At 75.3% G+C, this 26,115-nt stretch carries 26 protein-coding genes; 16 read left to right on the forward strand and 10 right to left on the reverse strand.

What is annotated here, in order from left to right:
* Positions 1-32: 32 nt before the first annotated feature.
* The 10 genes from ECOMGDLI_RS08865 to ECOMGDLI_RS08910 all read left to right on the forward strand — a co-directional run bounded on the left by ECOMGDLI_RS08865 (position 33) and on the right by ECOMGDLI_RS08910 (position 10,766).
* Positions 33-1,193: an NERD domain-containing protein gene (locus ECOMGDLI_RS08865; RefSeq protein WP_088316184.1), complete on the forward strand. Its 1,161-nt coding sequence runs from the start codon at positions 33-35 to the stop codon at positions 1,191-1,193.
* Positions 1,194-1,514: 321 nt separating this feature from the next.
* Entirely contained in the window at positions 1,515-2,504 is a 990-nt protein-coding gene (locus ECOMGDLI_RS08870) for a hypothetical protein (protein ID WP_143447591.1), read from the forward strand.
* Positions 2,505-2,693: 189 nt separating this feature from the next.
* On the forward strand, positions 2,694-3,170 hold the full coding sequence (locus ECOMGDLI_RS08875; protein ID WP_088316188.1) for a universal stress protein: 477 nt from the start codon (positions 2,694-2,696) through the stop codon (positions 3,168-3,170).
* Between the two features lie 59 nt (positions 3,171-3,229).
* Positions 3,230-3,913, forward strand: a complete 684-nt coding sequence (locus ECOMGDLI_RS08880; RefSeq protein WP_198954702.1) for an alpha-ketoglutarate-dependent dioxygenase AlkB — start codon at positions 3,230-3,232, stop codon at positions 3,911-3,913.
* Positions 3,910-5,238 (forward strand): GAF domain-containing protein, encoded by a 1,329-nt coding sequence (locus ECOMGDLI_RS08885; protein WP_088316190.1) that lies wholly within the window; start codon positions 3,910-3,912, stop codon positions 5,236-5,238. Before ECOMGDLI_RS08880 ends, ECOMGDLI_RS08885 begins: the two co-directional genes overlap by 4 nt.
* Before the next feature lie 138 nt (positions 5,239-5,376).
* Positions 5,377-6,900, forward strand: coding sequence for an aldehyde dehydrogenase (adh, locus tag ECOMGDLI_RS08890; RefSeq protein WP_088316192.1), 1,524 nt, complete (start codon positions 5,377-5,379; stop codon positions 6,898-6,900).
* Positions 6,901-7,029: 129 nt separating this feature from the next.
* Positions 7,030-7,419: a DUF779 domain-containing protein gene (locus ECOMGDLI_RS08895; protein ID WP_088316194.1), complete on the forward strand. Its 390-nt coding sequence runs from the start codon at positions 7,030-7,032 to the stop codon at positions 7,417-7,419.
* Positions 7,420-7,727: 308 nt separating this feature from the next.
* Positions 7,728-8,540, forward strand: a complete 813-nt coding sequence (locus tag ECOMGDLI_RS08900) for an HAD-IIB family hydrolase (protein ID WP_088316196.1) — start codon at positions 7,728-7,730, stop codon at positions 8,538-8,540.
* A complete protein-coding gene (locus ECOMGDLI_RS08905; RefSeq protein WP_233153374.1) occupies positions 8,537-9,898 on the forward strand; it encodes an APC family permease in 1,362 nt (453 codons plus the stop codon). Before ECOMGDLI_RS08900 ends, ECOMGDLI_RS08905 begins: the two co-directional genes overlap by 4 nt.
* 10 nt (positions 9,899-9,908) lie before the next feature.
* Positions 9,909-10,766 (forward strand): dimethylarginine dimethylaminohydrolase family protein, encoded by an 858-nt coding sequence (locus tag ECOMGDLI_RS08910; RefSeq protein WP_088316198.1) that lies wholly within the window; start codon positions 9,909-9,911, stop codon positions 10,764-10,766.
* Positions 10,767-10,769: 3 nt separating this feature from the next.
* Here the strand turns inward: ECOMGDLI_RS08910 and ECOMGDLI_RS08915 are convergent, their stop codons facing one another.
* Positions 10,770-11,351 (reverse strand): bacterial proteasome activator family protein, encoded by a 582-nt coding sequence (locus tag ECOMGDLI_RS08915; protein ID WP_088316200.1) that lies wholly within the window; start codon positions 11,349-11,351, stop codon positions 10,770-10,772.
* 472 nt (positions 11,352-11,823) lie between these two features.
* On the opposite strand from ECOMGDLI_RS08915, the gene ECOMGDLI_RS08920 reads away from it, so the two are divergent.
* The gene (locus ECOMGDLI_RS08920; RefSeq protein WP_088316202.1) at positions 11,824-13,053 is read left to right on the forward strand and encodes a cysteine desulfurase-like protein; all 1,230 of its coding nucleotides are present in this window, start codon (positions 11,824-11,826) and stop codon (positions 13,051-13,053) included.
* A gap of 3 nt (positions 13,054-13,056) precedes the next feature.
* Here ECOMGDLI_RS08920 and ECOMGDLI_RS08925 read toward each other — a convergent pair whose 3' ends face one another.
* Positions 13,057-13,359: a DUF1905 domain-containing protein gene (locus ECOMGDLI_RS08925; RefSeq protein ID WP_088316204.1), complete on the reverse strand. Its 303-nt coding sequence runs from the start codon at positions 13,357-13,359 to the stop codon at positions 13,057-13,059.
* 51 nt (positions 13,360-13,410) lie between these two features.
* Here ECOMGDLI_RS08925 and ECOMGDLI_RS08930 point away from each other — a divergent pair, with 51 nt between their 5' ends.
* Both ECOMGDLI_RS08930 and ECOMGDLI_RS36430 read left to right on the forward strand, forming a co-directional pair.
* On the forward strand, positions 13,411-13,785 hold the full coding sequence (locus tag ECOMGDLI_RS08930; RefSeq protein ID WP_088316206.1) for a pyridoxamine 5'-phosphate oxidase family protein: 375 nt from the start codon (positions 13,411-13,413) through the stop codon (positions 13,783-13,785).
* A gap of 118 nt (positions 13,786-13,903) precedes the next feature.
* Positions 13,904-14,293 carry a helix-turn-helix domain-containing protein gene (locus ECOMGDLI_RS36430; RefSeq protein WP_304441389.1) on the forward strand — a complete coding sequence of 130 codons (390 nt, stop codon included), beginning with the start codon at positions 13,904-13,906 and terminating at the stop codon, positions 14,291-14,293.
* Between the two features lie 9 nt (positions 14,294-14,302).
* Here ECOMGDLI_RS36430 and ECOMGDLI_RS08940 read toward each other — a convergent pair whose 3' ends face one another.
* From ECOMGDLI_RS08940 to ECOMGDLI_RS08950, 3 genes are all read right to left on the reverse strand, one after another.
* Positions 14,303-14,908: an ATP-dependent Clp protease proteolytic subunit gene (locus ECOMGDLI_RS08940; RefSeq protein WP_088316210.1), complete on the reverse strand. Its 606-nt coding sequence runs from the start codon at positions 14,906-14,908 to the stop codon at positions 14,303-14,305.
* The gene (locus ECOMGDLI_RS08945) at positions 14,905-15,525 is read right to left on the reverse strand and encodes a ClpP family protease (protein WP_088316212.1); all 621 of its coding nucleotides are present in this window, start codon (positions 15,523-15,525) and stop codon (positions 14,905-14,907) included. The genes ECOMGDLI_RS08940 and ECOMGDLI_RS08945 overlap by 4 nt, the downstream gene beginning before the upstream one ends.
* A 149-nt stretch (positions 15,526-15,674) precedes the next feature.
* Positions 15,675-16,808 (reverse strand): serine hydrolase, encoded by a 1,134-nt coding sequence (locus ECOMGDLI_RS08950; RefSeq protein ID WP_088316214.1) that lies wholly within the window; start codon positions 16,806-16,808, stop codon positions 15,675-15,677.
* A 179-nt stretch (positions 16,809-16,987) separates the two neighbouring features.
* Between ECOMGDLI_RS08950 and ECOMGDLI_RS08955 the strand changes: the two genes are divergently transcribed.
* The gene (locus ECOMGDLI_RS08955; RefSeq protein WP_143447592.1) at positions 16,988-17,929 is read left to right on the forward strand and encodes a CPBP family intramembrane glutamic endopeptidase; all 942 of its coding nucleotides are present in this window, start codon (positions 16,988-16,990) and stop codon (positions 17,927-17,929) included.
* On the opposite strand, the gene ECOMGDLI_RS08960 is transcribed toward ECOMGDLI_RS08955, so the two are convergent.
* A complete protein-coding gene (locus ECOMGDLI_RS08960; protein ID WP_088316218.1) occupies positions 17,899-18,876 on the reverse strand; it encodes an NAD(P)H-quinone oxidoreductase in 978 nt (325 codons plus the stop codon). The two genes, ECOMGDLI_RS08955 and ECOMGDLI_RS08960, sit on opposite strands and share 31 nt — an antisense overlap.
* Positions 18,877-19,271: 395 nt before the next feature.
* Between ECOMGDLI_RS08960 and ECOMGDLI_RS08965 the strand changes: the two genes are divergently transcribed.
* Complete coding sequence (locus ECOMGDLI_RS08965; RefSeq protein WP_158220948.1) at positions 19,272-20,120, forward strand: TetR/AcrR family transcriptional regulator; 849 nt, start codon at positions 19,272-19,274, stop codon at positions 20,118-20,120.
* On the opposite strand, the gene ECOMGDLI_RS08970 is transcribed toward ECOMGDLI_RS08965, so the two are convergent.
* The 4 genes from ECOMGDLI_RS08970 to ECOMGDLI_RS34520 are packed head-to-tail and all read right to left on the reverse strand — an operon-like array spanning position 20,104 to position 22,764.
* Complete coding sequence (locus ECOMGDLI_RS08970) at positions 20,104-20,565, reverse strand: thioesterase family protein (protein WP_088316237.1); 462 nt, start codon at positions 20,563-20,565, stop codon at positions 20,104-20,106. The two genes, ECOMGDLI_RS08965 and ECOMGDLI_RS08970, sit on opposite strands and share 17 nt — an antisense overlap.
* An 11-nt stretch (positions 20,566-20,576) precedes the next feature.
* On the reverse strand, positions 20,577-20,882 hold the full coding sequence (locus tag ECOMGDLI_RS08975; RefSeq protein WP_088316222.1) for a DNA gyrase subunit A: 306 nt from the start codon (positions 20,880-20,882) through the stop codon (positions 20,577-20,579).
* A gap of 50 nt (positions 20,883-20,932) precedes the next feature.
* Positions 20,933-22,105, reverse strand: a complete 1,173-nt coding sequence (locus ECOMGDLI_RS08980; protein ID WP_088316224.1) for an SLC13 family permease — start codon at positions 22,103-22,105, stop codon at positions 20,933-20,935.
* Positions 22,102-22,764, reverse strand: coding sequence for a molybdenum cofactor guanylyltransferase (locus tag ECOMGDLI_RS34520; protein WP_158220949.1), 663 nt, complete (start codon positions 22,762-22,764; stop codon positions 22,102-22,104). Before ECOMGDLI_RS34520 ends, ECOMGDLI_RS08980 begins: the two co-directional genes overlap by 4 nt.
* Before the next feature lie 189 nt (positions 22,765-22,953).
* Between ECOMGDLI_RS34520 and ECOMGDLI_RS08990 the strand changes: the two genes are divergently transcribed.
* A partial coding sequence (locus tag ECOMGDLI_RS08990; protein ID WP_158220950.1) for a nitrate- and nitrite sensing domain-containing protein occupies positions 22,954-26,115 on the forward strand: 3,162 nt, incomplete at its 3' end.

Raw genomic sequence — 26,115 nt, forward strand, 5'->3', positions numbered from 1 at the left:
AGCCGTCACGGACCGTACCGAGGACCGTCGCCATGCACGCCAGCGAGGACGCCGCCCGGCTCCACGGAGCGAGCGATCGTCTGCGGCGTGCCCTGGAGCGGGTCGCCGCGGCGGAGTCGCAGCTCGCGCACGCACGGCGCGAGCTGCTCGTCGCGCAGCGGGCCGAGTACGGCTGGACCGACGGTCTGGCCGGCCGCCGGCTCGTCGCGGACGCCCTCGTCGCCCTCGCGCCCGACGGCTGGACCTTCCTCGACGCCGTGCACTGGCCGGGCCGCCCGGGCGTCGTCATCGACCACGTCGGCGTCGGCCCGGGCGGGGTCGTCGTCATGTTCAGCCGGCAGTGGACCGGCGCCGTCGAGGTCCGCGGCGGCGTCCTGCGCCAGAACGGCATCCCGCGACTGCGCGAGACGGCGGCGGTCTCGGCCGCGGCCGGTGCGATCAGCGCACTCCTCGACCCGGCCTACCGGACGACGGTCAGCGCGTTCGTCTGTGCCGTCCAGCACGACGTCGTGCCGGCGACGGTCTCGCCCGGCGTCAACGTCGTCGGCGTCCGCGAGGTCGACGACGCCGTCGGCGCACTGACGCCGCGGCTGTCGCCGCTGCAGGTCGCCGAGGTGCTCGAGTGCCTGCGGGCGGCGCTCGTCGGCCCGCAGACCCCCGACCAGCTCACGACGCGCGCGCTCACCGTCTACGGCGACGGCCCGGCGCTGCCGTGGCCGGGCCGGGCGGACGACGGCCTGTTCGGTCCGCCCGGCGACCTCGGGGACGTCCCCCCGACCGCCGCGTACGGCGTGCCCGCGCTCGGCCCGGACGGCGAGCCGCCGGTCGCCGCCGTACCGGGCCCGGCCACCCCGGGGGTCGGCATCGGCTCGGAGGCGCGCTACGCGCCGGCCGCGGACCGCGGTGCCGAGCCGGCCACCGACCTGCCGCCGGTCCAGGGCGGGCACGGGGTCGCCGGCGCCGGTGCGCTGCGCGACCCGCGCGTCGACGCCCTCGAGGACGTCGACTTCGAGCGCCACTACTGGGGCGGCGCCTCGCGCGGCCGGCACCGGGCGCCGTCCGTGCTCTGGAACCGGACGGCGCACGCCGCCGAACGCGGCCGGGAGATGCTCGCCGTCCCGCTCGCGGTCGCGGCGACCCTCGGGTGCACCGCGGTCGCGCTGCTCGCCTGGGTCGGGATCTCGATCGGCTGAAGGACCCGTCGGGACGCGTGCGGAGTCTCAGATCGGTACCGATCAGTGATGGCGTCCGGACACCTCGTGATTGACCACTCTCCGAGGTTGTAGCGTTACCGCTTGTAGTGCGACGCTGACGGGGCACCTAAAGGCGACGGAGCGCAGCGCCGAAGTTGCCCTGGGTGATAGCGGTGCGGGGGAACCGGGGCAATCGGGACGAGTGAGTTGCGCGCGGTCCCCGGAGCCAGTCACAGTCACCTCTGATCCTCTCCTGAACAGCCGCTAGCCCGCGAGGAAGAGACGATGGACCTGACGAACCTGAATGCACAGGACGTGTCCGTGGACACCCTCTTCGAGACGCAGGTGCGCGGCTACAACAAGAAGCAGGTCGAGGACTACATCGCCTGGCTGCAGGAGCAGACCCGCGGTGCGCAGGCGGACGCCGAGAGCGCCCGCCGCGAGATCGAGCGGGCCCGCGACGAGGCCGCCTCGGCGAAGACCCAGCTCGCGAACCGGCCGGCCCACGAGGAGATCAGCGAGCGGCTCTCGCAGATCCTCCGCCTCGCCGCCGAGGAGGCCGACCAGAAGGTCGCCAAGGCCGCCGAGGAGGCCGAGGTCGTCGTCGCGGCCGCGAAGCAGGAGGCGGGTCTCACCGCCGACAGCGCGAAGTCCGAGGCCGACGCGATCCTCAACCAGGCCCGCGAGCAGGGTGACCGGATCCTCGCCCAGGCCCGCTCGGAGTCCGAGCGCCTCATCTCCGCCGCGACCGCCGACGCCCGCGCCAAGCTCGCCGACGCCTCGCAGCGCGCCGAGCGCGTGCTGTCCGACGCCGACCGCCGCACCAAGGAGATCACCGACCTCCAGAACGAGCGCCTCGCGACGCTCCTCGAGGTGCACGCGGACTCGGTCAAGCGGCTCGACACGATCCGCGGCGTCCTCGCCAGCGTGCTGTCCGAGGAGAAGGAGGCCGGCTACCCCGGCGCCTCGATCAGCGACGCCCCGCTGCCCGTCGCCGGCAAGGCGATGACCCCGGACGAGGCCGGCGCCGGCCTGCTCCTCGAGCCCGCGCCGATGGACCTCGCGCCCGCCGCCGCGGCCCCGGTCGCCGAGCCGGCCCCGGTCGTCGAGGCCGCGCCGGTCGTCGAGGTCAAGGACGCGGCCCCCGCCGCCGACCTGTCGGCGTCCGGTGCGGAGTTCCCCGAGGTCATCGCGGCCGTCGAGGACGAGACGTACGACGACCTCGAGCCGCTCACCGCGGGCGAGTACGCCGAGGACCCGCTCGGCGGCTACGACGTGACGGCCGACAGCTCGGCGGCCAAGACCCGCTGACCGCGGAGCACCACCGGACCTGGTCGACGACGGGCCCGCCCCTCCCGGGGGCGGGCCCGTCGTCGTCCGCGTGGGTGCGCGAAGGTGGTTCGGTCGGGTGCGGGACCAGGGGCCCGGTCCGGCCGCCCGGCAGGGGGCGAGCATCGAGGCAGAGGCGTCCACCACGCCTCGCCCCGCGAGGAGACCGCCATGAGCACCGACAGCACCGCCACCCCCACCCGCACCGACTACGGACGCATCGTCGTCGGGGTCGACGGCTCGGACGCCTCGAAGGACGCGCTGCGCTGGGCGCACCGGCAGGCGACGTACACCGGGTCGGAGCTCGTCGCCGTCGGGGTCTGGTCGTACGTGACCATGAGCTACCCGACGATGTCCGGCTACGTCCCGACCGTCAACGACATCGACCTCGAGGGCGACACCCGCGCCCTGCTCGAGCAGGTCGTCAAGGAGGTCCTCGACGGCGCGCCCGTGCGGCTCGTCGTCACCGAGGGCCACCCCGCCGAGGTGCTGACCCGCTTCAGCGAGTCCGCCGACCTCGTCGTCCTCGGCTGCCGCGGCCACGGCGGCTTCGTCGGCGCGCTCGTCGGCTCGGTGTCGCAGCACGTCGTGAGCCACGCGTCGTGCCCGGTCGTCGTCGTCCGGCACCCGAAGGAGCCGCACCGCTGACCGCTCGCCGGCGCGCGGGCGTCGGGCCCGCTGTCGGGGGTCCGACGTAGCGTGCCGGAGTGGGCCTGTCGTGGCAGGAAGGGCTGTTCGCCGAGGACCTCGGCGACCACGTCGCCGCGCCCGGCCCGGCCGCGTCCGGCGAGGGCCTCGACCTCACCGGGCTGCGCCGGGTCGCTCTCGACGCCCGGTCGTGGCTGGACGTCGCCCGTGGCGCCTTCCGCGGGCACGGCGCGCTCTTCGACCTGCTCCTGCGGACGGCGCCCTGGCGGCAGCGCGAGCGGCGCATGTACGACCGCGACGTCCTCGAGCCGCGGCTCGTCGCGGCGTGGTCCGGCGAGGACCTCGCCGCGCTCCCGGCGCCGGTCGAGGCGGTCCGGGCCCGGCTCTCGGCGCACTACGGCGTCGACCTCGACTCCGTGCTCGTCAACCTCTACCGCGACGGGCGGGACGGCGTCGCCTGGCACGGGGACACCGTGCGCACCCGGCTCGACAGCGCCGTCGTCGTCACGCTCGCCCTCGGGGAGCGTCGTCCGTTCCTGCTGCGGCCGGGGGACGACGGCCCGCCGGTCCACCGGCTGACGTCCGGCCAGGGCGACCTCGTCGTCATGGGCGGCCGCTGCCAGCACGAGTGGCAGCACACGGTGCCGAAGTCCGCCCGCGCCGGTGCGCGGATGAGTGTGACGATGCGGCACTCCCGTCCCCTGCCGGACGTGACCGGGGCCACGTACCATCCCAAGGGATGACCGCTGAGCGTCCCGAGGCGCTGGACGGCGTCCACGAGGCGTTCCTCGCCGAGCCGGACGCACCGCTCCCCGACCTCGTCCGACCGGTCGTCGCCGACTCGTGGCGCCGTTCGCTGCGACTGGGCGTCGACCCGGTCGCGCACGCCCCGATCGAGTTCAACGACTCCGCGCTCGCCGCGTACCGGGACGCCCACCCGCTCGCACCGCTCATGCCGCTCGTGCGCTCGCTGCTCGCCGAGGACGCCGAGGAGGCCGGCCACATCGTCGCGGTCGGCGACGCCCAGGGCCGGCTGCTCTGGGTCGAGGGGCACCGCGGGCTGCGCGGCCGCGCCGAGGCGATGCACTTCGTCGCCGGGGCGCTGTGGAGCGAGGGCGGCGCCGGCACGAACGCCCCCGGGACGGCGCTCGCGACCCGCAAGCCCGTCCAGATCGCGGCGTCCGAGCACTTCGGGCTCCAGGTGCACCCGTGGTCGTGCGTCGCGGCCCCGGTCCGTGACCCGCTCTCCGGCGAGCTGCTCGGCGTCGTCGACCTGACCGGCGGGGCCGAGCTCGCCGGCCCGCGCAGCCTCGCGCTCGTCCGGGCCTGCGCGTCGGCGATGGAGTCCCAGCTGCTCGCCGCCGCACGGGAGCGGGTCGCGTGGGAGTCGTCCCGGCCGACCGTCATCGGCGTCCCGCGCCGCCCCACGGAGCAGGCGGACGCCGCCCGTACGGCCCGGCAGGCGGCGAAGGCGGCGGCCCGGCCCGCCACGCTGAGCCTGCTCGGCCGCGACGGTGCGGTGCTCGACGTCGCCGGCCGCACGACGACGCTGAGCCCGCGGCACTCCGAGCTGCTGTGGCTGCTCGCCCGGCACCCGCTCGGCCTCACCGGTCAGGGCATCGACGCCGCCCTCCACGAGCGCGGCGAGCACCTCGTGACGATCCGCGCCGAGCTCGTCCGGCTGCGCCGCGTGCTCGCCGAGGCGTTCGGCTCCGACGCGCTCGCCTCGAAGCCGTACCGGCTCGTCGTCGGTCTGACGACCGACCTCGAGGAGGTCCGCCGGCTGCTCGCCCGCGGCGCGGTCGTCAAGGCCGTCGAGGCCTTCCCCGGCCCGCCGCTGCCGGGCTCGGCCGCCCCCGCCGTCGTCGCGGCCCGGGACGAGGTCGTCGCCGAGCTGCGCGAGGCGGTGCTCCGGTCGCGCAGCGCCGCCGCGCTCGAGCGCTGGACGGCGTCCGGCTGCGGCCACGACGACGCCGCCGCCTGGCAGCTCCTCGAGCAGGTGCTGCCCTACGGCTCGCCCAAGCGCTCCACGGCCCGCGCGCACGTCCGGCGGCTCGCGCCCGCCTGACCGGCCCGGCCCGGCGTCCGCCGCGCGTGTGACCTGTGCAACGTCGTTGCAACGTCGGCGTCCGTACGTTCCTCGGCACCGGCTCGACGACGAGACCGGACCCGGCCTCGACGGCCGGACGAGCGCTGGAGGCCAACGATGACCGTCTACGCCCCGCCCGGACAGCCGGGCAGCCCCGCGACCTACGCGTCGCGCTACGACAACTGGATCGGCGGCGAGCGCGTCGCGCCGGTCAAGGGCCAGTACTTCGAGAACGTCTCGCCGGTCAACGGCAAGCCGTTCTGCGAGATCGCCCGGAGCACTGCCGAGGACATCGAGCTCGCCCTCGACGCCGCGCACGCCGCGGCCCCCGCGTGGGGCAAGGTCTCCGCGACCGAGCGGTCGAACGTGCTGCTGCGGATCGCCGACCGGATGGAGGCCAACCTCGAGGCCCTCGCCGTCGCCGAGTCCTGGGAGAACGGCAAGCCGGTCCGCGAGACCCTCGCCGCCGACATCCCGCTGGCGATCGACCACTTCCGCTACTTCGCCGGTGCCCTGCGTGCGCAGGAAGGCACCATCAGCCAGATCGACGACGACACCGTGGCGTACCACTTCCACGAGCCGCTCGGCGTCGTCGGCCAGATCATCCCGTGGAACTTCCCGATCCTCATGGCGGTCTGGAAGCTCGCCCCGGCGCTCGCCGGCGGCAACGCCGTCGTCCTCAAGCCGGCCGAGCAGACGCCCGCGTCGATCATGTTCCTCGTCGACCTCATCGCCGACCTCATCCCGCCGGGCGTGCTCAACGTCGTCAACGGGTTCGGCGTCGAGGCCGGCAAGCCGCTCGCGTCGTCCCCGCGGATCCGCAAGATCGCGTTCACGGGCGAGACGACGACCGGCCGCCTGATCATGCAGTACGCGTCGCAGAACCTCATCCCGGTGACGCTCGAGCTCGGCGGCAAGAGCCCGAACATCTTCTTCGGCGACGTCGCGAACGCGCGGGACGACTTCTACGACAAGGCCCTCGAGGGCTTCACGATGTTCGCGCTCAACCAGGGCGAGGTCTGCACCTGCCCGAGCCGCGCGCTCATCCAGTCGTCGATGTACGACCAGTTCCTCGGCGACGCCACCGAGCGCACCAAGGCGATCGTCCAGGGCAACCCGCTCGACACCTCGACGATGATCGGCGCCCAGGCGAGCAACGACCAGCTCGAGAAGATCCTGTCCTACATCGAGATCGGCAAGGCCGAGGGCGCCAAGGTCCTCACCGGCGGCGAGCGCGCGCACCTCGAGGGCGACCTCGCGGGCGGCTACTACGTCACGCCGACGATCTTCGAGGGCGACAACTCGATGCGGATCTTCCAGGAGGAGATCTTCGGCCCGGTCGTGTCGGTGACGAAGTTCGACGACTTCGACGACGCCATGAAGATCGCCAACGACACGCTCTACGGCCTCGGCGCCGGTGTCTGGGCGCGCGACAACGCCACGCTGTTCCGGGCGGGCCGCACGATCGAGGCCGGCCGGGTGTGGACGAACTGCTACCACGCCTACCCCGCGCACGCGGCGTTCGGCGGCTACAAGGGTTCGGGCATCGGCCGCGAGACGCACCACATGATGCTCGAGCACTACCAGCAGACGAAGAACCTCCTCGTCTCCTACTCCCCGAAGAAGCTCGGCTTCTTCTGACAGGACCCGCCGTCCGCAGGGCCTTGCGGGCGGCGCGGTACTCGGCGGACGTCGCCGGCCTCGTGCCGGCGGCGTCCGCCCGGCCGTTCCCCGGACCGCCGGTCCGCCCCTCCGCACGAAGGAGTGCGCATGGACGACGTCTCGCGCGTCGACGTCACGCCCGCCGCCGCCGACCTGCTCGTGCGGCTCATGGCCGACCACGGGCCGCTCATGTTCCACCAGTCCGGCGGGTGCTGCGACGGGTCGTCGCCGATGTGCTACCCGGACGGCGAGTTCATCACCGGCTCCTCGGACCAGCGGGTCGGCGACCTCGTCGTCCGTGGCCCGGACGGCGAGGTGACCGTCCCGGTGTGGATGTCCAAGCCGCAGTACGAGTACTGGAAGCACACGCACCTGACGATCGACGTCGTCCCGGGGCGCGGAGCCGGCTTCTCGCTCGAGGCGCCCCTCGGCGTCCGGTTCCTCCTGCGCTCGCGTCTCCTCACCGACACCGAGCTCGTCGCCCTCGGCGAGGCCTGACGTCGCGGAGCGGCCGTCGCCCACGGTGAGCGCCGAGAACCGTTGCGTCGCAGGCTACTCCGGGCGGGGTGCCGAAAAGGTGCACCTGTGCACCGACCCTTGACGGCACCCCCGAGCGCGGTCAGGGTTGCCGGTACGTGACCAGCGGGATGACAGACGAGACACGGCGGATGACAGGCCTCCCCGCCGCTGCCTCGCCCGCGGGGAACCGGGCCGCCGGGGCACAGCGGGGGGATGCCCCGGCGGCCTTCCCCCGTCCGGGGCGGACCGGTGCGACAGCCGCCGCCGGGACCGGCGAGGATGAGGGCATGCGGCTCGTCGCCTCCGACCTCGACGGGACGATCGTGCGCCACGACGGCACGATGTCCCCGCGCACGGTCTCCGTGCTCACCCGGTGCCAGGAGAGCGGTGTCGACGTCGTCTTCGTGACCGGGCGCCCGATGCGGTGGATGCCGCCGGTCATCGAGGCCACCGGGCACCGGGGGCTGGCGATCCTCGGCAACGGCGCCCTCGTCTACGACCTCGCGACCGAGACGGTCGTCGAGACCCGGGCGCTCACCCCGCAGGCCGTCCATGCCGCCGTGGACGCGCTCCGCGCCGTCCTCCCGAACGCCCGCTTCGCCCTCGAGACGCTCACCGGGTACCGCCGCGAGACGGACTTCATGCCGCACCACGAGGCGGCGCGGGAGGCGATGTCCGGGACGATCGCCGACCTCCTCGCCGACGACCCGGTCGTGCTCAAGGTGCTGTGCCGCGACGAGACCTCGACGGCCGACCCGATGCTGGCGCTGGCCCGCCCGGCCCTCGCGGGGATCGCCGAGCCCGTGCACTCCGACGCCCGCAGCTCGCTGCTCGAGGTCGCCGCGCTCGGCGTGAGCAAGGCCTCGACGCTCGCGATCCTCGCCGAGGAGCGGGGCATTGCGGCGTCCGAGGTCGTCGCCTTCGGCGACCAGCCGAACGACGTGCCCATGCTGCACTGGGCCGGCCGCGGCTACGCGATGGCCGACGGCCACCCGGAGGCGCTCGCCGCCGCCGACGCCGTCGCCCCGCCGTGCGCCGAGGACGGCGTCGCCCAGGTGCTCGAGGCGCTGCTCGCGGGGCTCGGGGAACGGACGGCGTGAGCCCGGCGGACGACGGCCCGGCGGCGGCCGGCGGGCCCGAGCGGCCCGTGCTGGCCCGCCGGCTCGGCCTGCGCGACGCGGTCCTGCTCGGCCTGGGATCGATGGTCGGCGCGGGCATCTTCGCCGCCGTCTCGCCGGCCGCGCTCGCCGCTGGACGCTGGCTGCCGCTCGCGGTCGTGCTCGCGGGCGCGGTCGCCTGGCTCAACGCGACGTCGTCCGGCCGGCTCGCCGCCGTCCACCCGCAGGCGGGCGGCACGTACGCCTACGCGACGGCGCGGCTCGGACCGTGCCGGGGGCATCTCGCGGGGTGGGCCTTCGTCGTCGGCAAGACCGCGTCCTGCGCGGCGATGGCGTCGACGATCGGGGCGTACGCGGTGCCGGGGCACGCCCGGTGGACGGCGCTCGGGGCGCTGCTCGTCGTCGTCCTGCTCGGGACGGGCGGCATCCAGCGGGGGGCGCGGCTGACCCGCGTGACGCTGGCGGTCGCGGCGGCGGCGCTGCTGCTCGTCGTCGTCACGGCGTGGTTCGGACCGGCGCCCGTCGCGGCGGAGCGGGCCTTCGGCGCGTTCGTCTTCGAGCCCCCCGGCCGGCTGACCGAGACCGTGTGGCAGCTGCGCGCCTGGGGACTGCGCCCCTTCGACGGATTCTCCGGCTACGGCGTGCTCCAGGCGGCCGGGCTCATGTTCTTCGCCTTCGCCGGGTACGCGCGCATCGCGACGCTCGGCGAGGAGGTCAGGCAGCCGCGCCGGACGATCCCGCGGGCGATCGGCCTGGCCCTGGCACTGACGGTGGCGCTCTACCTCGTCGTCGTCCTGAGCGCCCTGCACGTGGTGGGCCCGGGCGGTCTCGTCGGGCGCACCGACCCGCTCGTCGGGCTCGTCTCGGGGCTGCCGGGCGGCTGGGCCGAGACCGTCGTCCGGGTCGGGGCCGTCGCGGCGTCCGCGGGCGCGCTGCTCGGGCTGCTCCTCGGGGTCTCCCGGGTGCTCTTCGCGATGTCCCGGGACGGTCACCTGCCCTGGCGGCTGACCCACGTGCGGCACGGCGTCCCGGACCACGCCGAGTGGTTCGTCGCCGCCGTCGTCGCCCTGCTCGTGCTCGTCGCGGACCTGCGGGAGGTCATCGGCTTCTCCTCGGTCACCGTGCTCACGTACTACGCCCTGACCCACCTGGCGGCCTGGCGGCTCGGGCGCGACGAGGGCCGCCCGGCGACGGTCGTGCTGCTCCTCGGGCTGACCGGGTGCGTCGTCCTGGCGCTCACCCTGCCGGTGCTGTCGGTCCTCGTCGGGGCGCTCGTCCTCGGCGTCGGGGTGCTCGCCGGGTGGCTCACGTCGCGGCGCGCGCCGCGGTCGGCCGGGTAGGTTCACCGCCGTGGCGGATCACGGGTACGGCGTCCGGTCGATGGTCGCGCCGCTGCGGCGGGCGCTCGTCGTGACCCCGACGACCGAGGGCGACTTCGCCGCCGCGGGCTGGCGCGAGCCGGAGCCGGGCGCGCTGCTCGCCGAGCACGCGACGTTCGTCGACCTCCTCGAGCGGCTCGGCGTCGAGGTGGTGCGGGTTCAGGCGCCGCCCGGGCTCGTCGACGCCGTCTACGCGTACGACAGCGTGTTCGTCGGCGGCAGCGGTGCCGTCGTGCTCCGCGCCGCGAAGCCGTCCCGGGCCGGCGAGGCGGAGTGGCTCGCGCCGCTCGTCGAGGCGGCCGGGGTGCCCGTCGTCGGGCGGCTCGAGGAGCCGGCGACGGCCGACGGCGGGGACCTCCTGTGGCTCGAGGACGGCGTCCTCGCGATGGGCCGCGGGCACCGGACGAACGCCCAGGGGCACCTCCAGCTCGCGACCTTCTTCCGTGACGAGGGCGTCCGGATGCGGCACCGCTACGACCTGCCGTGGTACCTCGGCCCCGACGCCGTGCTCCACCTCATGAGCGTCGTCTCGCTCGTCTCGCAGCGGCTGGCCGTCGTCCACCGGCCGATCGCGCCGGTCGGGCTCCTCGAGCGGCTCACCGACCAGGGGGTCACGCTCGTCGACGTCGACGCCGAGGAGTTCGCGACCCAGGGCGGCAACGTGCTCGCGGTACGCCCGGGCGTCGTCGTCCTGCCCGCCGGCAACCCGCGTGTGCAGGCCGCGCTCGAGGCGCACGACGTCGAGGTGCACACGTACGTCGCGACCGAGCTCAACAAGGGGGACGGCGGCCCGACGTGCCTCACGCGGCCGCTCTGGAGGGCTTCCTGAGGGTCAGAGGTACTGGCCGGTCTGCCGGTCGCCGCCGTCGTCCGCGCGCGGCATCCCGGGAGCGCCCATCGGGCTGCTGGGCCCGCCCATCCCCGGCGGCAGCTGACCGCCGGGCAGCGCGCGGCGCATCTGCTCGAGCTGGGCGCGGGCGGCCATCTGCTGGGCGAAGAGCGCCGTCTGGATGCCGTGGAACAGACCCTCGAGCCAGCCGACGAGCTGGGCCTGAGCGATCCGCAGCTCCGCGTCGGACGGTGTCGAGTCGGGCGAGAACGGCAGGGTGATCCGCTGCAGCTCGTCGACGAGCTCGGGTGCGAGCCCCTGCTCGAGCTCCTTGATCGACCGGGCGTGGATCTCGGCGAGCCGCGCACGGCCGGCCTCGTCGAGCGGCGCGCTGCGGACCTCCTCGAGCAGCTGCTTGATCATGCTTCCGATCCGCATGACCTTGGCGGGCTCCTCGATGAGCTCGGCCGGGCTGCGCTCGCCGTCCTCCTGCTGACCGGTCACCGCCATCCCCTCCGGTGTCACGACCACGAGCCGATCCCCGCCCCGCTCGGTGTCCGCGGCCTCACCGTTGCTCTCGCTCATGACCCCAATCCTGCCGTGTCCGGCTCCCGGCGTCAGCGCGAGGGCGGCACGGTGCGCCCACCGGTCGTCCGGTGCCCGGGTGCTTTGCTCTGCCATCACCAGCGAGCCGGGCACCATCCGGCCGGGCAACCACCGGGCCGACCGGGGCCGCCGACGTCCGTGCCACAGCGCAACCGGAACTGCCCTCCGGCCGCCGGAACCGCCCCTGGACGGCACTTCTGGTTGCGTTGTGGCGCGGCTCGCTCCTGATGGCAGAGCAAGCAGGGTGGCTCGGTGGTGATGGCAGAGCAAGCGGGGTGGCTCGGTGGTGATGGCAGAGCAAAGCCTCGGCACGAGGACCCGTCCAGGGCAGGTCGTCGACCGGGCGCCCGCTCCTCGGGACGGGGATGTCGGATGATCCGGCCTCCGTCGTAGGCTGCGCCGGACCGGCGGCGCGGCACGTGCGCCGGGCGGACGACGAGAGGCGGACGACGTGACGTACGACGTGGCGAAGGTGCGGGCGCTGTACCCCGCGCTGGCGGACGGCTGGGCCTACCTGGACGGCGCGGCGGGCACCCAGGTGCCCCGGTCCGTCATCGACGCCGAGTCGGCGACCTACGCGGCCGGCATCGGCAACCACGGTGCGTACTTCGCGGCCTCCAAGCGGTCGGACGCCGCCTCGCGGGCCGCCCGCGAGGGCATCGTCGACCTCGTCGGGGCGCCCGCGGTCGAGGGCGTCGCGCTCGGGCCGAGCATGACCGCGCTGACCTACCGGTTCGCCGACGGCCTCTCGAAGACGTGGAAGCCCGGCGACGAGATCGTCGTGACGCGGCTCGACCACGACGCCAACGTGCGCCCGTGGGTGCAGGCCGCCGAGCGCGCCGGGGTGACCGTGCGCTGGGCCGTGCCGACGCTGCCCGACGTCGAGCTGCCCGTCGAGGCGGTCGCCGAGCACCTGTCCGAGCGGACCCGGCTCGTCGCCGTCACCGCCGCGTCGAACGTCATCGGCACCCGGCCGGACGTCCGGGCGATCGCGGACGCCGCCCACGCGGCCGGTGCGCTCGTCTACGTCGACGGGGTCCACGCGACGCCGCACGTGCCCGTCGACGTCGCCGCCCTCGGCGCAGACTTCTACGCGACGAGCGCCTACAAGTGGTCCGGCCCGCACCTCGCGACCGTCGTGGGGGACCCGGCCCTCCTCGAGACGGTCATGCCGGACAAGCTCGCGTCGTCCTCGACCGACGTCCCCGACCGCTTCGAGTACGGCACGTCGCCCTTCGCGCAGCACGCGGGCATGGCCGCGGCGGTCGACCACGTCGCCGGGCTCGGCGCCCTCGCCGGCGCCGACGGCCAGCCGGGGCCGGACGCCCCCCGCCGGGAGCGCATCCTCGCCTCGATGGCCGCCGTCGAGGCCTACGAGCAGGCCCTGCTGACCCGGATGATCGCCGGCCTCACGGCCATGGACCACGTCGAGCGCTTCGGCAGCCCGGCCCGGCAGGCCCCGACCATCTGGTTCCGGGTGCGCGGGCTGACCCCCGACCAGGTCGCCGAGCACTGCGCGAAGGCCGAGGTCAACGTGTGGTCCGGTCACAACTACGCGTGGGAGCTCGCCGGGCTGCTCGGCATCCGGGACACCGGTTCCGCCGTCCGCGCGAGCCTGTCGGTCTACTCGAGCGACGAGGACGTCGACCGGCTGCTCGAGGCGGTCGCCGCGCTGGGGTGAGCCCTACGCCAGGCGCACGGTCAACGTGACCGTCGCGACGGACCCGTCCTCGAGCTTCTCCTTCGTGCGCACGGGCTTCTTCACCGGCAGCAGGTAGCAGCCGCGCTTGGTGTCCGGGAAGATCGACGTCTGCCACGTCGTCGTGCCGATGGTCACCTCGACGGGGACGGCGCCGAAGCCGCCGGCGGCGTTGCCCCACCGCTCGTCGATCTCGTCGGTGACGTCCTCCGGCAGCCCGACGAAATGCCAGGCGGCGTTGCCCTCCCAGCGGAACAGTGCGGCGGTGAACTCGTAGGCGTCGGCCACGGTCGCCAAGGCTAGGTGCCCGCACCGACAGCCGTGGTGGAGGATGAGGCCATGAGCGTCAAGGTCGAGCTCGAGAAGCTCCTGGAGGTGTCGTCCGGGTACGGGACGACGCCCATGCTCCTCACGACGGACGCCGACGGGCGCCCGCGCGCGTCGGCGGTCGCCGTCGCGTGGGACGGCGAGGTCGCCACCGTGCGGGCCGGCCACCGCTCGGTCGCGAACGCCGCCGAGCGGCCGCTCGTGAGCCTGCTGTGGCCGGCGCCGCCCGGCGAGCGGTTCGCGCTGCTCGTCGACGGCGAGGTCGAGCAGGTCCGCCCCGACGACGTCCCGGACGACGCGACCGGGCGGGCGGCCAAGCCCGGCGGCTTCGTCGTCGTCCGGGCGACGGGCGGCATCCTTCACGTCGTCGCCCGCCCGCACTCCTGACCGGGCGGCCGGTCACGTCGCCGGTGTTACGCCGACGGCTCAAACCGGCCCGCGACCGTTCCGGCCGGGCCCGGTGAGCACCTACCGTCGGGAGGGTCACCGCGGGAAGGAGCACACCGTGCCCGACCAGAGAACGGCCACCGGCAGGCCCGCGGCCGGACGGCGCCCCGCCCCGGACCCGTTGTGGCGCACCGTCGTCGGCGCCGTCCTGCGGGAGGAGCGGCACCGTCAGGGCCGCACGCTCCAGCACGTCGCCGACGCCGCGGGCGTCTCGGTGCCCTACCTCTCCGAGGTCGAGCGCGGCCGCAAGGAGGCCTCCTCGGAGATCCTCGCCGCGGTCGCCGGGGCCCTCGATCTGCGCCTCGTCGACCTGCTCGGCCGGGCGCACGCCCTGCTCGCCGGCGCTTTCGCGACGCTCGACCTCACGACCTGGCCGACCGGCCCGGCAGCCGCCCCGCACGGCCCCTCGAACGACTACCGGGCGTCGGTCACCCTCCTCGCGGCCTGAGGCCGCGGCTCAGGCCGCGTCCCGAACCCCGGGCCGGCGCACGATGACGTCGTCCGCGAGCCCGTACTCGACGGCCTCCCGCGAGGTGAAGACCCGGTCCCGGTCGAGGTCGCGGCGCAGCCGCTCGACGTCCTGCCCGGTGTGCCGGCTGAGCACCTCCTCGACGGCGGAGCGCACCCGCAGGATCTCGCGCGCCTGCAGCGCCAGGTCGGAGACCGTGCCCTCGCCCTGGCTCGACGGCTGGTGCAGCAGCATCCGCGCGTGGTCGAGGACGAACCGCTTGCCGGGCGCCCCGGACGCCAGCAGTACCGCGGCGGCCGACGCGGCCTGCCCCATGCAGAACGTCGACACGTCCGGGCGGACGAACTGCATCGTGTCGTAGATCGCCATCGCCGCGGTGAACGAGCCGCCGGGGGAGTTGATGTAGAGCCCGATCTCGGCGTCCGGGTTCTCCGACTCCAGGTGCAACAGCTGGGCCATGACGACGTTCGCGACGCCGTCGTCGATCTGCGTCCCGAGGAAGATGATCCGTTCGGAGAGCAGCCGGCTGAAGGCGTCGAACGCGCGCTCCCCGTTCGGCGTCCGCTCGATGACCGTCGGAATCGTGTAGCTCATGCCAGCCCCACCTTCCGGCGGGCGGTCGCGGGCCGGACGTCGGTCAGCCCGGACACGACCTGGTCGACCATCCCGTACTCGCGGGCCTGCTCCGCGGTGAACCAGCGGTCCCGGTCGCTGTCCTCGGCGACGGTCTGCTCGCTCTGCCCGGTGTGCATCGCGATGAGCCGCTGCATGACGGTCTTCGTGTGCTCGAGGTTCTCGGCCTGGATCGCGATGTCGGACGCCGTGCCCCCGATCCCGGCCGACGGCTGGTGCATCATGATGCGCGCGTGCGGCAGGCTCGACCGCTTGCCGGCGGCGCCCGCGCAGAGCAGGAACTGGCCCATGCTCGCGGCGATCCCCATCGCGAGCGTCGACACGTCGTTCGGGATGAGCTGCATCGTGTCGTAGATCGCCAGGCCCGCGGTGACGGAGCCGCCGGGGGAGTTGATGTACAGGCTGATGTCGGTGCGCGGGTCCTCCGCGGAGAGCAGGAGGAGCTGCGCGCAGATCCGGTTGGCGGCGGCGTCGTCGACCGGCGTGCCGAGCACGATGATGCGCTCGTGGAGCAGCCGGGCGGTGAGCTGGTCGTCGTGGCGCTGGTCCGCGCCGGGTGACTCGAGGGTCGGTGTCATGGTTCCTCCGCGGTGCGGCTGCCGTGGGCGCCACCGGGGCGGTGACGTCGCGTGCAGTCATCCTGCGGACCGGGTCCGAGCAGACGGAACCCATTCTGCCCCAGGCAGATCCGCTCTCGGCGCAGCCGCCGGGACCGGTGACGGTGCGGTCAGATCGTGTTGAACACCGTGAGCAGCTTCTCCGCGGTCGGGCCGCCGACGACGCCGGGGGCCATCCGGTTCATCATGTAGCTGAAGACCGTCCGGCGGGCGGCGTCGACGACGACCATCGACCCGCCCCAGCCGCCCCAGAAGCAGACCCGGCCGTTGTCGTGCACGTAGGGGACCGCCTCGCTGGGCAGCCCGTAGCCCAGGCCGTGCCGTACGGGGACCGCGAGGACGACGTCCACGCCCTCGGCCTGCACCGTGAAGATCCGGTCGACCGTCTCCGGCGACAGCAGCCGGACGCCGTCCAGCTCGCCGCCGTTGGCGACGACGGACTGCACGCGGGCGACCGACCGCGCGTTGCCGTGCCCGTTCGCCCCGCCGATCTCGGCCCGCCGCCACTGCGGCGTGTTCGCGAAGTCCGCACCGACCGGCGGCCCGGTGAAGGTCTTGTACATCGGCGACGCCGGGTCGAGGGTCGCGAAGTCGAACGGCAGCGGTGGCGGTGGCAGCACCGGTGTCACCCGGGTGTCGTGCTCCGGCGCGAGCCCGATGTGGAAGTCCGCGCCGAGCGGCCCGGCGACCTCCTCGGCGAAGAAGGTGCCGAGGCTGCGGCCGGTGACCCGCCGCACGATCTCCCCGACGAGGTGACCGTGGACGATCGCCTGGTACCCGACGACGCTGCCCGGCTCGAACCAGGGCGCCTGTGCCGCAAGGATCTGCGCGCTCTTGTCCTGGTCGTAGACGTCCTCCTGGACGACGGGCTGCTCCCAGCCGCAGACCCCGGAGCTGTGGCTGAGGACGTGCCGGACGAGCACGCCCTCCTTGCCGTTCTGCGCGAACTCGGGCCAGTAGGTCGCGACGGGGGCGTCGGGGTCGACGAGCCCGCGGTCGACGAGCATGAGCGCGACGAGCCCGGTCATGGTCTTCGTCGTCGACCACGTGTTGACGATCGTGTCCTGCTGCCAGGGCGTCGTGCGGTCGGCGTCCGCCCAACCGCCCCAGAAGTCGGCGACGAACTCGCCGTCCACCGTCACCGCGACGCTCGCACCGAGGTCGGAACCGTCGTCGAGGGTGGCCGACAGGACCTCGGCGAGCCGCTCGTAGGGACCGTTCGCGAAACCCCGGATCTCGGCCATGCGCGCTCCTCGGCAGCCCGGCGTCGTTGCCGGTGCCTGGACCGTAGATCGTGCGCACCCCGGAGGCAATGGTCGCAGGGCAGGTCCGCCGATCGATGGACGACGCCGGCCACCGCACGTGGCACCGTGATCTGCGTCGTCCGGCCCGGGCGACCCGAGCGATGCGTGAGGTGCCAGCGATGACCGACCCGGCTGCCGGGCAGACGGAGAAGGCCGCCCCGGGCGGGTGGCGGCGGTACGGCGTCCCGCTGCTCGTCGTGCTGCCGTGGTTCTTCGGGTTCCTCGGCCTCTACGGCGCGGTCCAGGCGCTCGCGCTGGCGGCGGACGCGTCACCCGTCCCGGCGCTCGTCTGGCCGGCGGCGCTGCTCGGCGCCGCCGCGTTCGCCGCGGTCTACGTCGCCCTGACCCGGTGGATCGAGAAGCGGCCGGCGACCGAGCTCGCCCCCGGGCCCGCCGTGCGCGAGCTGGCCCTCGGTCTCGTCGTCGGCGCGGCCGCCTTCAGCCTCGCGCTGGGAGCCCTGGTGCTCGGCGGGCTCTACACCGTGCGCGGCGGTAGCGGGCTCGGCGCGACGGGCACCGCGTTCGCCGTCGGCGTCGTCTCCGGGGTCGGCGAGGAGATCCTCTTCCGGGGCATCCTCTTCCGCCGGCTCTCCCTCGTCGTCGGCACGTACGGCGCGCTCGCCGGCTCCGCGCTGCTCTTCGGTGCCGCGCACCTCGCGAACCCGGACGCGACGCTCTGGGGGGCGCTCGCGATCGCCGTGGAGGCCGGCCTCATGCTCGGCCTCGCGTACGTCGTCACGGGCCGGCTCTGGCTGCCGATCGGGCTGCACGCGGCGTGGAACTACGTGCAGGGCGGGGTGTTCGGGGTCGCGGTGTCGGGCAACGACATCGGCGGCAGCGTCTGGACGTCGGCCCCGGTCGCCGGGCGGGACGCGCTCACCGGCGGCGGGTTCGGCGTCGAGGCGTCGCCCGCCGCGGTCGTCGTCTGCCTCGCCGTGTCGGCCGTGCTCTGGACGACGGCCCGGCGCCGCGGGCTCGTCGTCCCGCCGGCGTGGCGGCGCGGGCCGGACGGTGCCGACCCGGCCGGCGGTCACACGGTGAGCAGCACCTTGCCGATGTGATCCGAGGCCTCGACGAGGGCGTGCGCGCGGGCGGCCTCGGCGAGCGGGATCCGCGCGTGGACGACGGGCCGCACGACGCCGTCCGCGACGAGCGGCCAGACGTGCTCGCGGACGCTCGCGACGATCGTCGCCTTCTCCGCGGCGGGCCGGGAGCGCAGCGTCGTCGCGAGCACCGCCGCACGCTTGCGGAGCAGGGTGCCGAGGTCGAGCTCGGCCCGGGTGCCGCCCTGCAGGCCGATGACGACGAGCCGGCCGGCGGTCGCGAGGACGTCGACGTTGCGGCCCAGGTACTTCGCGCCCATGTTGTCGAGGACGACGTCCGCGCCGCGGCCGCCGGTCGCGTCCCGGACGACCTCGACGAAGTCCTGCTCGCGGTAGTTCACGAGCACGGTCGCCCCGAGCGCCTCGCAGGCGGCGAGCTTGGCCGCCGAGCCGGCGGTGACGGCGACCGTCGCACCGACCTGGAGGGCCAGCTGGATCGCCATCGTGCCGATCCCGCTCGAGCCGCCGTGCACGAGGAGCGTCTCGCTCGGTCGCAGGCCGGCGAGCATGAAGACGTTGCTCCACACGGTGCACGTCACCTCGGGCAGCGCGGCGGCGTCCACGAGGGAGACGCCCTCGGGCACCGGGAGCAGCTGACCGGCGTCGACCGCGACCTTCTCGGCGTAGCCGCCCCCCGCGAGCAGCGCGCAGGCCTCGTCGCCCACGGCCCAGCCCTCGACGCCCTCGCCGACCTCGACGACGGTGCCGCTCGCCTCGAGACCGGGGTGCTCGGGCGCCCCCGGGGGCGGAGGGTAGTGCCCCATCCGCTGCATGATGTCGGCCCGGTTCACGGCGGACGCCGCGACGGCGAGGACGACCTGGCCGGCGCCCGCGACGGGGTCCGGCACCTCCTGCAGGGCGAGGACCTCGGGCCCTCCGGGTGCGGTGACGACGACGGCCAGCATGGCTCGACCTTAGGGCCGCGGGCGATCCGTTGCGCCCCGGGGCGGGCGCCCCTGTCCGCCGCCCGGCGGTGCGGTCCGTCGGTTCTGAGGACCGGCCGCCGGGCCGCAGACCAGGCGCGAGGTCGGTCACCCGGAGCCGCCCCGCACACGGTCCTGCCCCCAGGACCACGCACGACGTCGGTTCCGCCCCGTCCCGGCCCGCCTGTCGTGCGTGACGTGTCCACGGACACCGGGTGACCGGCCTTCACATCCACCCGCCGGACGAGGCCGCCGGATCGATGCCGCACATCAGATAGTAGGTGATATGTCTGGCTGCGGCGTCCCCCGTTCGGCCCCGTTGCCCACGGCGGGCGGCCGGCCATGGAACCCTTGAGCCCTGTGAGATGGGGGACGCGATGACCGAGGACTCCCCCGGTCGCCGGTCGAGGGCAGAGGCCGGCGAACAGACCCGGGCCTCCCTGCTGGCTGCCGGTGCCGAGCTGCTCCGGGAGCAGCCGGTCGGTCGCATCCTCGACCAGGTCACGGCCCCGGAGGTCGCCCGCCGGGCCGGGCGGACGATCGGCGCGTTCTACCACCACTGGAACGACCAGGAGTCCTACCGGCACGACCTGCTCAGGTGGGTGCTGTCGCCCGAGATCCTGCCGACGGAGGAGACCGTCTCGGACGTCACCGAGGCCCTCGAGGTGCTCGACGCCCCGGACGAGATCGTCCGCCGCAACGCGCGCGCGAACATGGTCGCCGGGCTGGACCGCCCCGAGCTCGCGCTCACCCTCGCGCTGTCGGCGCTCGCCCGCCGCGACGAGGCGACCCGCGAGCTCCTGCACCGGCAGTACACGGTGCTCAACGAGTCCCTCGAGCCGCTCTACGAGGCGCTCTTCGCCGCGTACGGCTGGGTGCCCCGGCCGCCGTTCACCGTGCACACCTTCTCTACGGTCCTCTCGGCGCTCGTCGAGGGCCTCGTGATCCGTCACGTCGCCGACCCGGAGGCGGTCCCGCTGGCGCTCCCGGACGAGGACGGCACACCGCACGACCCCGCGGACCCCGCGGCGTGGGACCTCTTCAGCGCCGTCGCGCTCGCCCTGCTGCCGATGATGACGATGCCTGCGGACGCCGCCGCGCGTGACGGCAGCGACGCGTCCGGCCTGCTCGGGACCGACCAGGACGTGCGCGACCTCGTCCGCGGCATCTGGGCTGCGTGGCGCGGCGGGGCCGGCACCCCGGACGGCGTCAGCCCAGCAGGCTGAGGGCCGCCCGGACCTCGTCGGGCACGGGCACCGGACGCCGCGTCCCGCGGTCGACGTACACGTGGACGAACCGGCCGACCGCCGCCGGCTCCTCGGCCCGCTCGCCGAAGAGCGCGAGCCGGTAGACGACGCTGCTCGAGCCCAGCCTCTCCAGGCCGATGCCGGCGGTCACCGTCTCCGGGAAGCGCAGCTCGGCGAGGTACCGGCAGCCGGTCTCGACGACGAGCCCGATCGCGGGCAGCGTGCGGATGTCCGTGCCGCTCGCCTCGATGAGCCAGCCGTTCACCGCGGTGTCGAACATGAGGTAGTGCACGACGTTGTTCACGTGGCCGTACGTGTCGTCGTCCGACCACCGCGTGGGCAGTGCGCGCAGCACCCGGAAGTCACTGCGCCGCAAGGCCTTCGGCTCGGAGTCGCAGCGTGCGGCGAGGTCGGCGGCGGGCACCGCGCGCTCCGTCACGCGCTCAGGTCGACGGCGTCGATCTGCTGGCGGAGCTCGGCGAGCTGCTCGTCGATGTCGGCGCGCTCGCCGCGGCTGAACCGCCGTACCTGCAGGTCCAGGACGGCGGCCGCCTGCTCGGCGTCCAGGCCCAGCAGCGTGCCGACGCGGGCCACGGCGTCCGCCCGGTCCTCGGACTCCGCGACGGCGCCGCACACCTCGAGCCAGCGGGGCAGCGCCGCGGCCACCCCCGCGAACACGTGCTCCTGGAGCCGCAGGTTGTGCAGCAGCCGGTCCTTGGCGCGTCGAACGTCGTCCGTCATGGGTCGAGCATGGCCCACCGGCACGGGCCGGCGGCGGCAGGTCGGGCGGATCAGCGGGTGAGGACGAGCACGGCGGTCGCGAGCAGGAGCATCGGGACGACGCACGCGAGCCCCTCGGCGGCGAACCGCAGCGCGCTGATCCGCACGCCGGCGGCCCGGCACCGGGACCGCCACAGCAGCGTCGCGAGCGAGGCCCACACCGTGACGAGCGGGCCGGCGTTCGTGCCGACGACGAGGGCGAGCAGCCGGGTCGGGTCGCTGCCCGGCCCGGCGTGGACGGCGCCCTCGACGGCGAGGTAGGCGGGCAGGTTGTTGACGACGTTGCTCGACACGGCCCCGGTCGCCGCCACCCGCAGCGCGTCGACGAACCCGGACGGCGCGACGGCACCGGCGGTCCCGGCGGCGTCCCTCAGGAGCGTCGCGAGCCCGTGCTCGTCGAGGGCCGCGACGACGAGGAAGATCGACACCGTCGTCACGACGAGACCGACGGGCGCGAGGCCGGTCGTGAGCGCCTCGCGACGGCGCAGGGCGAACGCGACGAGCAGGACGACGGCCGCCGCCCCGGCGGCCGCCCACGGCGGTGCGCCGGCCGCGACGGCGATCCCGAGCCCGGCGCAGGCCAGCCCGGCGAGCCGCAGCAGCGCGACGTCGTCCACCTCGGCCCCGGCGGGTGCCGGTGCGGCGTACCGGCCGCGCAGCTCCCGCCGGTGCAGCAGCCACAGCACCGCGACCGGGACGGCGACGCACACGAGCGCCGGCGCCCAGAGCTGCCCGGCCCAGCGGGCCGCGCTCCAGCCGACGCGTTCGACGGCGAGCAGGTTCGTCAGGTTGGAGACGGGCAGCAGCAGGGACGCCGTGTTCGCCAGCCACACCGTCGTCATCGCGAACGGCACCGGCGACAGCCCGAGCCGGGCGGCGAGCGCGAGGACCACCGGGGTGAGCAGCACCGCGGTCGTGTCGAGCGAGAGCAGCACGGTCGTCGCCGTCGCGAGCACGACGACGAGCAGCCACAGCGCGAGCACCCGGCCCCGGGCCAGCCGGGCCGCCCGGGCCGCCGCGACCTCGAAGAGCCCCGCGGCGTCGGCGAGCTCGGCGACGACGGTGACCGCGACGAGGAAGGCGAGGACGGGCCAGATCCGCTCGAGGGTCGCCACGGCGTCCGGCCACGGCAGGAAGCCGGTGACGACCGCGAGCGCGGCCGCCAGCCCGAGGGCGGGGGTCACCGCGGGTCGAGCAGCGCCGCGGCGACGGCGAGGTCCTCGGGGCTGTCGAGGTCGAGCGACTCGCGGGTGTCGACCGGGGCCAGCGCGACCGTCAGGCCGCCGAGCACCGAGCGCGCCGAGCGGCCCTCGGCCGGGGCGGCGGCCAGCGCCGTCCGCAGCGCCGCGACCCGGTACGAGCCGAGCAGCGGCTGCCACCGGCCGAGCGGGTCCTCGCCGAGGACGGCGTCCACGCCGTGGTCGGCGCGCAGGGCCCGGGTCGTCCGGTCCAGGGCCGGTCCGCCGAACGGGACGTCCCCCGCGACGACCGCGACGACGTCGACGTCGGGCGGCAGCGCGGCCACCCCGGCCGCGAGACCGGCGACCGGCCCGCCGCCGGGCGGGTCCTCGCGGACGACCCGGGCACCGGCCGCGGCGAGCCCGTCGGCGGCCGGGTGGTCGGCGGGGGCGACGACGATGACCGGGGCGCCCGCCCCGAGAGCGGCGCGTGCGCCGTCCACCACATGGAGGACGACGGCCCGCCCCGCGAGCACGGCGGCGGTCTTGTCCCGGCCGCCCCAGCGCCGGGACGAACCACCGGCGAGCACGACCACGGCCGTGCGGCCGGGGGAGCCGCCGTCACCGGCTGCTCCGGACGGGTGCGGGGCGGACGTGATCGGCACGGACCCAGTGTCGCGGGCCCGTCGAGCCGTGCCAGCGCAGTCGCCCGGACGGCGGACACCCGCCTGCGACGCCCGGGTGAACCTCCCCCGGAACCCCTCGATGATCGCCGGCCGGATGCCGATGAAGGCCCGACACCCGGTGTGCCCTTCCACATCGAGGTGCTGCGGCGAGGGGAGCTGACGTCCTGCATGCTTCGACACCTGGGCATCCGGTGGAAGGTCCTCGCCGTCCTCGCACTGCCGGTGCTCGCGATGGCGGTCGCCTCCGGGGCGGTCGCCGTGACCGCCCTCTCGGACGCCGCGGCGGCGCAGCGGGCGGGCCGGCTCTCGGCCGCCGGTGACGGCTTCGGCCGGGTCGCCGCCTCGCTCCAGCAGGAGCGGCTGACGTCGCTGCAGGTGCTCGGCGGCGACCCGTCCGCGCGGGCCGCGCTGACGACCGCCCGCGAGCGCACCGACGCCGACGTCTCGGCCCTCAACCTCGCGCTCGTGACGTCGGACGTGTCCGGCCTCTCGGCGGGCGCCGCAGCCGCGGTCGACCGGTCCCAGCAGGCGCACACCCGGCTGCGCGGCGTCCGGGACGGCGTCGACGCCGGCACCGTCGACGCCGCGCTCGCCGAGCAGATCTACACCGACGTCATCCGCACCGACGTCGACCTCCCCGGCGGCATTGCCGAGGGCCTCACGGACCGGGCGCTCGCGCAGCCGCTCACCGTCGCCTCGCTGCTCGGCCGGGTCGGCGAGGCCGCCTCCCGGGAGCAGCTCGCCGGTCTCGCGATGATCCGCGGCGGCACCCCGACCGGCGCCCAGCAGCGCGACCTCGCGATCGCCGTCCTCGACGAGGACCGGACGATCGAGGAGGTGCGCGCCCACGGGACGTCGTCCCAGATCACCGCCCTCACCGCGGCGCTCACGTCCGGCCGGGTCACCGACGCCGACCTCGGCCGGCTGCGGACGGCGCTCGCGGGCGCCGGCACGTCGGAGCAGGTCCCGGTCACCGAGGCCGACTGGGTGTTCACGACCGGGCAGCGTGCCGAGCAGCTCCGGCAGGTGGCCCACCTCGTGTCGGCGACCGCCTCGACCCAGGCCGAGGAGCGGGTCGCCGCGGCCCGGCTCCGGGCGGCGGTCGCGCTCGGCTCCGTCGTCGCGCTCGTCGGGGTGAGCGTGCTCCTCGCGCTCGTCCTCTCGCGGCGGATCACGGCACCGCTGCGCCGGCTCACGGACGACGTCACGCGCCTGGCCTCGGAGCTCCCCGGGATCGTCGGGAAGGTCGCGACCGGCCAGGACGTCACGCTCCCCGAGGTCGTCGTCGACGGCACCGACGAGGTGGGTGCGCTCGCGCTCGCCTTCCGGTCGGTCAACGCGACGACCCTCGAGGTCGCCCACGAGCAGGCCGGTCTGCGGGCGGCGGTCGCCGACATGTTCGTCAGCGTCGCGCGCCGCAACCAGGTGCTGCTCTCGCGCCAGCTCGCCTTCATCGACCAGCTCGAGCGCACCGAGGAGAGCCCGGAGAGCCTGGAGAACCTCTTCCGGCTCGACCACCTCGCGACCCGGATGCGCCGCAACGCCGAGTCGCTGCTCGTCCTCGCCGGGGCGGACGGCGGCCGCCGGCTGCGGGCGCCGATGCCGCTGTCGGACGTCGTCCGCACCGCCGTGAGCGAGATCGAGCACTTCGACCGGGTGCGGCTCAACGTCATGGCCGACCCGCCCGTCGTCGCCCACCTCGCGCTGCCGGCCGCGCACCTCGTCGCGGAGCTCGTCGAGAACGCGGCGGCCTTCTCCGACCCGGGCGCGCCGGTCCTCGTCGAGACCCGGGCGACGGTGGACGGCGTCCGGGTGAGCGTGCGGGACTCGGGGATCGGGCTGTCCGGGGCCGAGCTCGCCGACGCCAACGCGCGGCTCGCGAACGGCGGCGTCGCGGACGTCGTCGGCAGCCAGCGCCTCGGCTTCTTCGTCGTCGCCCGGCTCGCCGCCAAGATCGGTGCACGGGTGCACCTGGCGGCCGGCGCCGGTGGCGGCACCGTCGCCCACGTCGACCTCGGTGCCGTCGCCTTCGTCGCCGGGACGGTCGAGGGGGCACCGGACGGTGCTCCTGTAGAAGGCCCTGCCGTCGACCCGTCCGGCACCGGCTGGACCCCGGCCGGACCCGTTGTCCCCCAGCCGCTCCCGGTCGTGGGCGCGGCCGCGGCCACCGGAGCCCAGCACGCGACCCGGGCGGACGTCGAGCCTGCCGGGGCCGGCCCCGACCTGCCCGCGCTGCGGCTGGTCGTCGACCTCGAGGCGGGCACGAGCGCGGTCGTCGAACCGGACGCCGAGCCCGACGAGGACGACGTCGTCCCGCTCTCGCCGCCGGAGCCGACGGAGGTCTACCTGGCCGGACTCGCACCGCTCGAGGAGCCGGTGGACGGGCCGGACGCCGAGAGCGAGCCCGAGCCAGAGCCCGAGACCGAGCCCGAGACCGAGCCTGAGCCCGAGACAGAGCCCGAGACAGAGGCCGAGACCGAGCCCGAGGTCGTGGCCGAGACCGAGTCCGAGCCGGTGGCCGACGCCGTGGCGGAGCCCGTCGAGCAGGAGCCGGTGCCGCTCGCGGCGTACGACCCGCTGACCGACCCGGACTTCGTCGTCGACCACGGCCCGGCCCTGTTCGCCGAGGGGCTCGACCTGCCCGAGCCGCTGCCCGAGCCGCTGCCCCAGCCGCTGCCCGAGCACGTCGCGCTCACGGAGGCGCCCGCCGAGGCGCCGGTCGCGGCACCGCCCCCGCTGCCCGCGAGGTCGCCGCTCGTCCGGGTGCTGCCGGACGAGGACGTGTCCCCGGTGCCCGCCCCGGCTCCTGCCCCCGCGGCCGAGCACCCGGCCGAGCACCCGGTCGAGCACCCGGCGCAGCCCGACCCCGGGCCGGCCCCCGAGCCGGCGGCACCGTCCGGGGTCAGCGTCCCGCTCGGCGCGATGACCGTGGACATCCTCCCCGCCGGCCACCAGCACCGGGGCGGCCTCCTGCGCGGCCGTCGGGCCAAGGCCGCCGACGCCCGGGCCCGCACGCCCGAGCGGCCGGCGGACGTCCCGGCCGAGCTCGTGCGGCGGGCCGTGACCTCCGAGGAGCCGCCGAGCCGGCGGGCGATCCGGGAGGGGATCGGCTGGCTCCCGCCGGAGTCGCCCGACCTGTTCCCCGGCAAGGACGCCGCGCCCGCGAAGCCGTGGGCCCGCGGCGAGGACCAGGACGAGGAGCGGCTGCGGCACGCGATCACGTCCGAGGCGCTCAACGAGCTGAGCCGGCTCTCGTCGTACAGCCCGACGACCGTCCACGCGGCCCCCGCCGAGTCCCTGACCCGGCGGACCCCGGCCCCCGCGCCGGAG

Origin of the sequence: Kineosporia sp. R_H_3 (assembly GCF_002198675.1) — a bacterium.
GTDB lineage: Bacteria > Actinomycetota > Actinomycetes > Actinomycetales > Kineosporiaceae > R-H-3.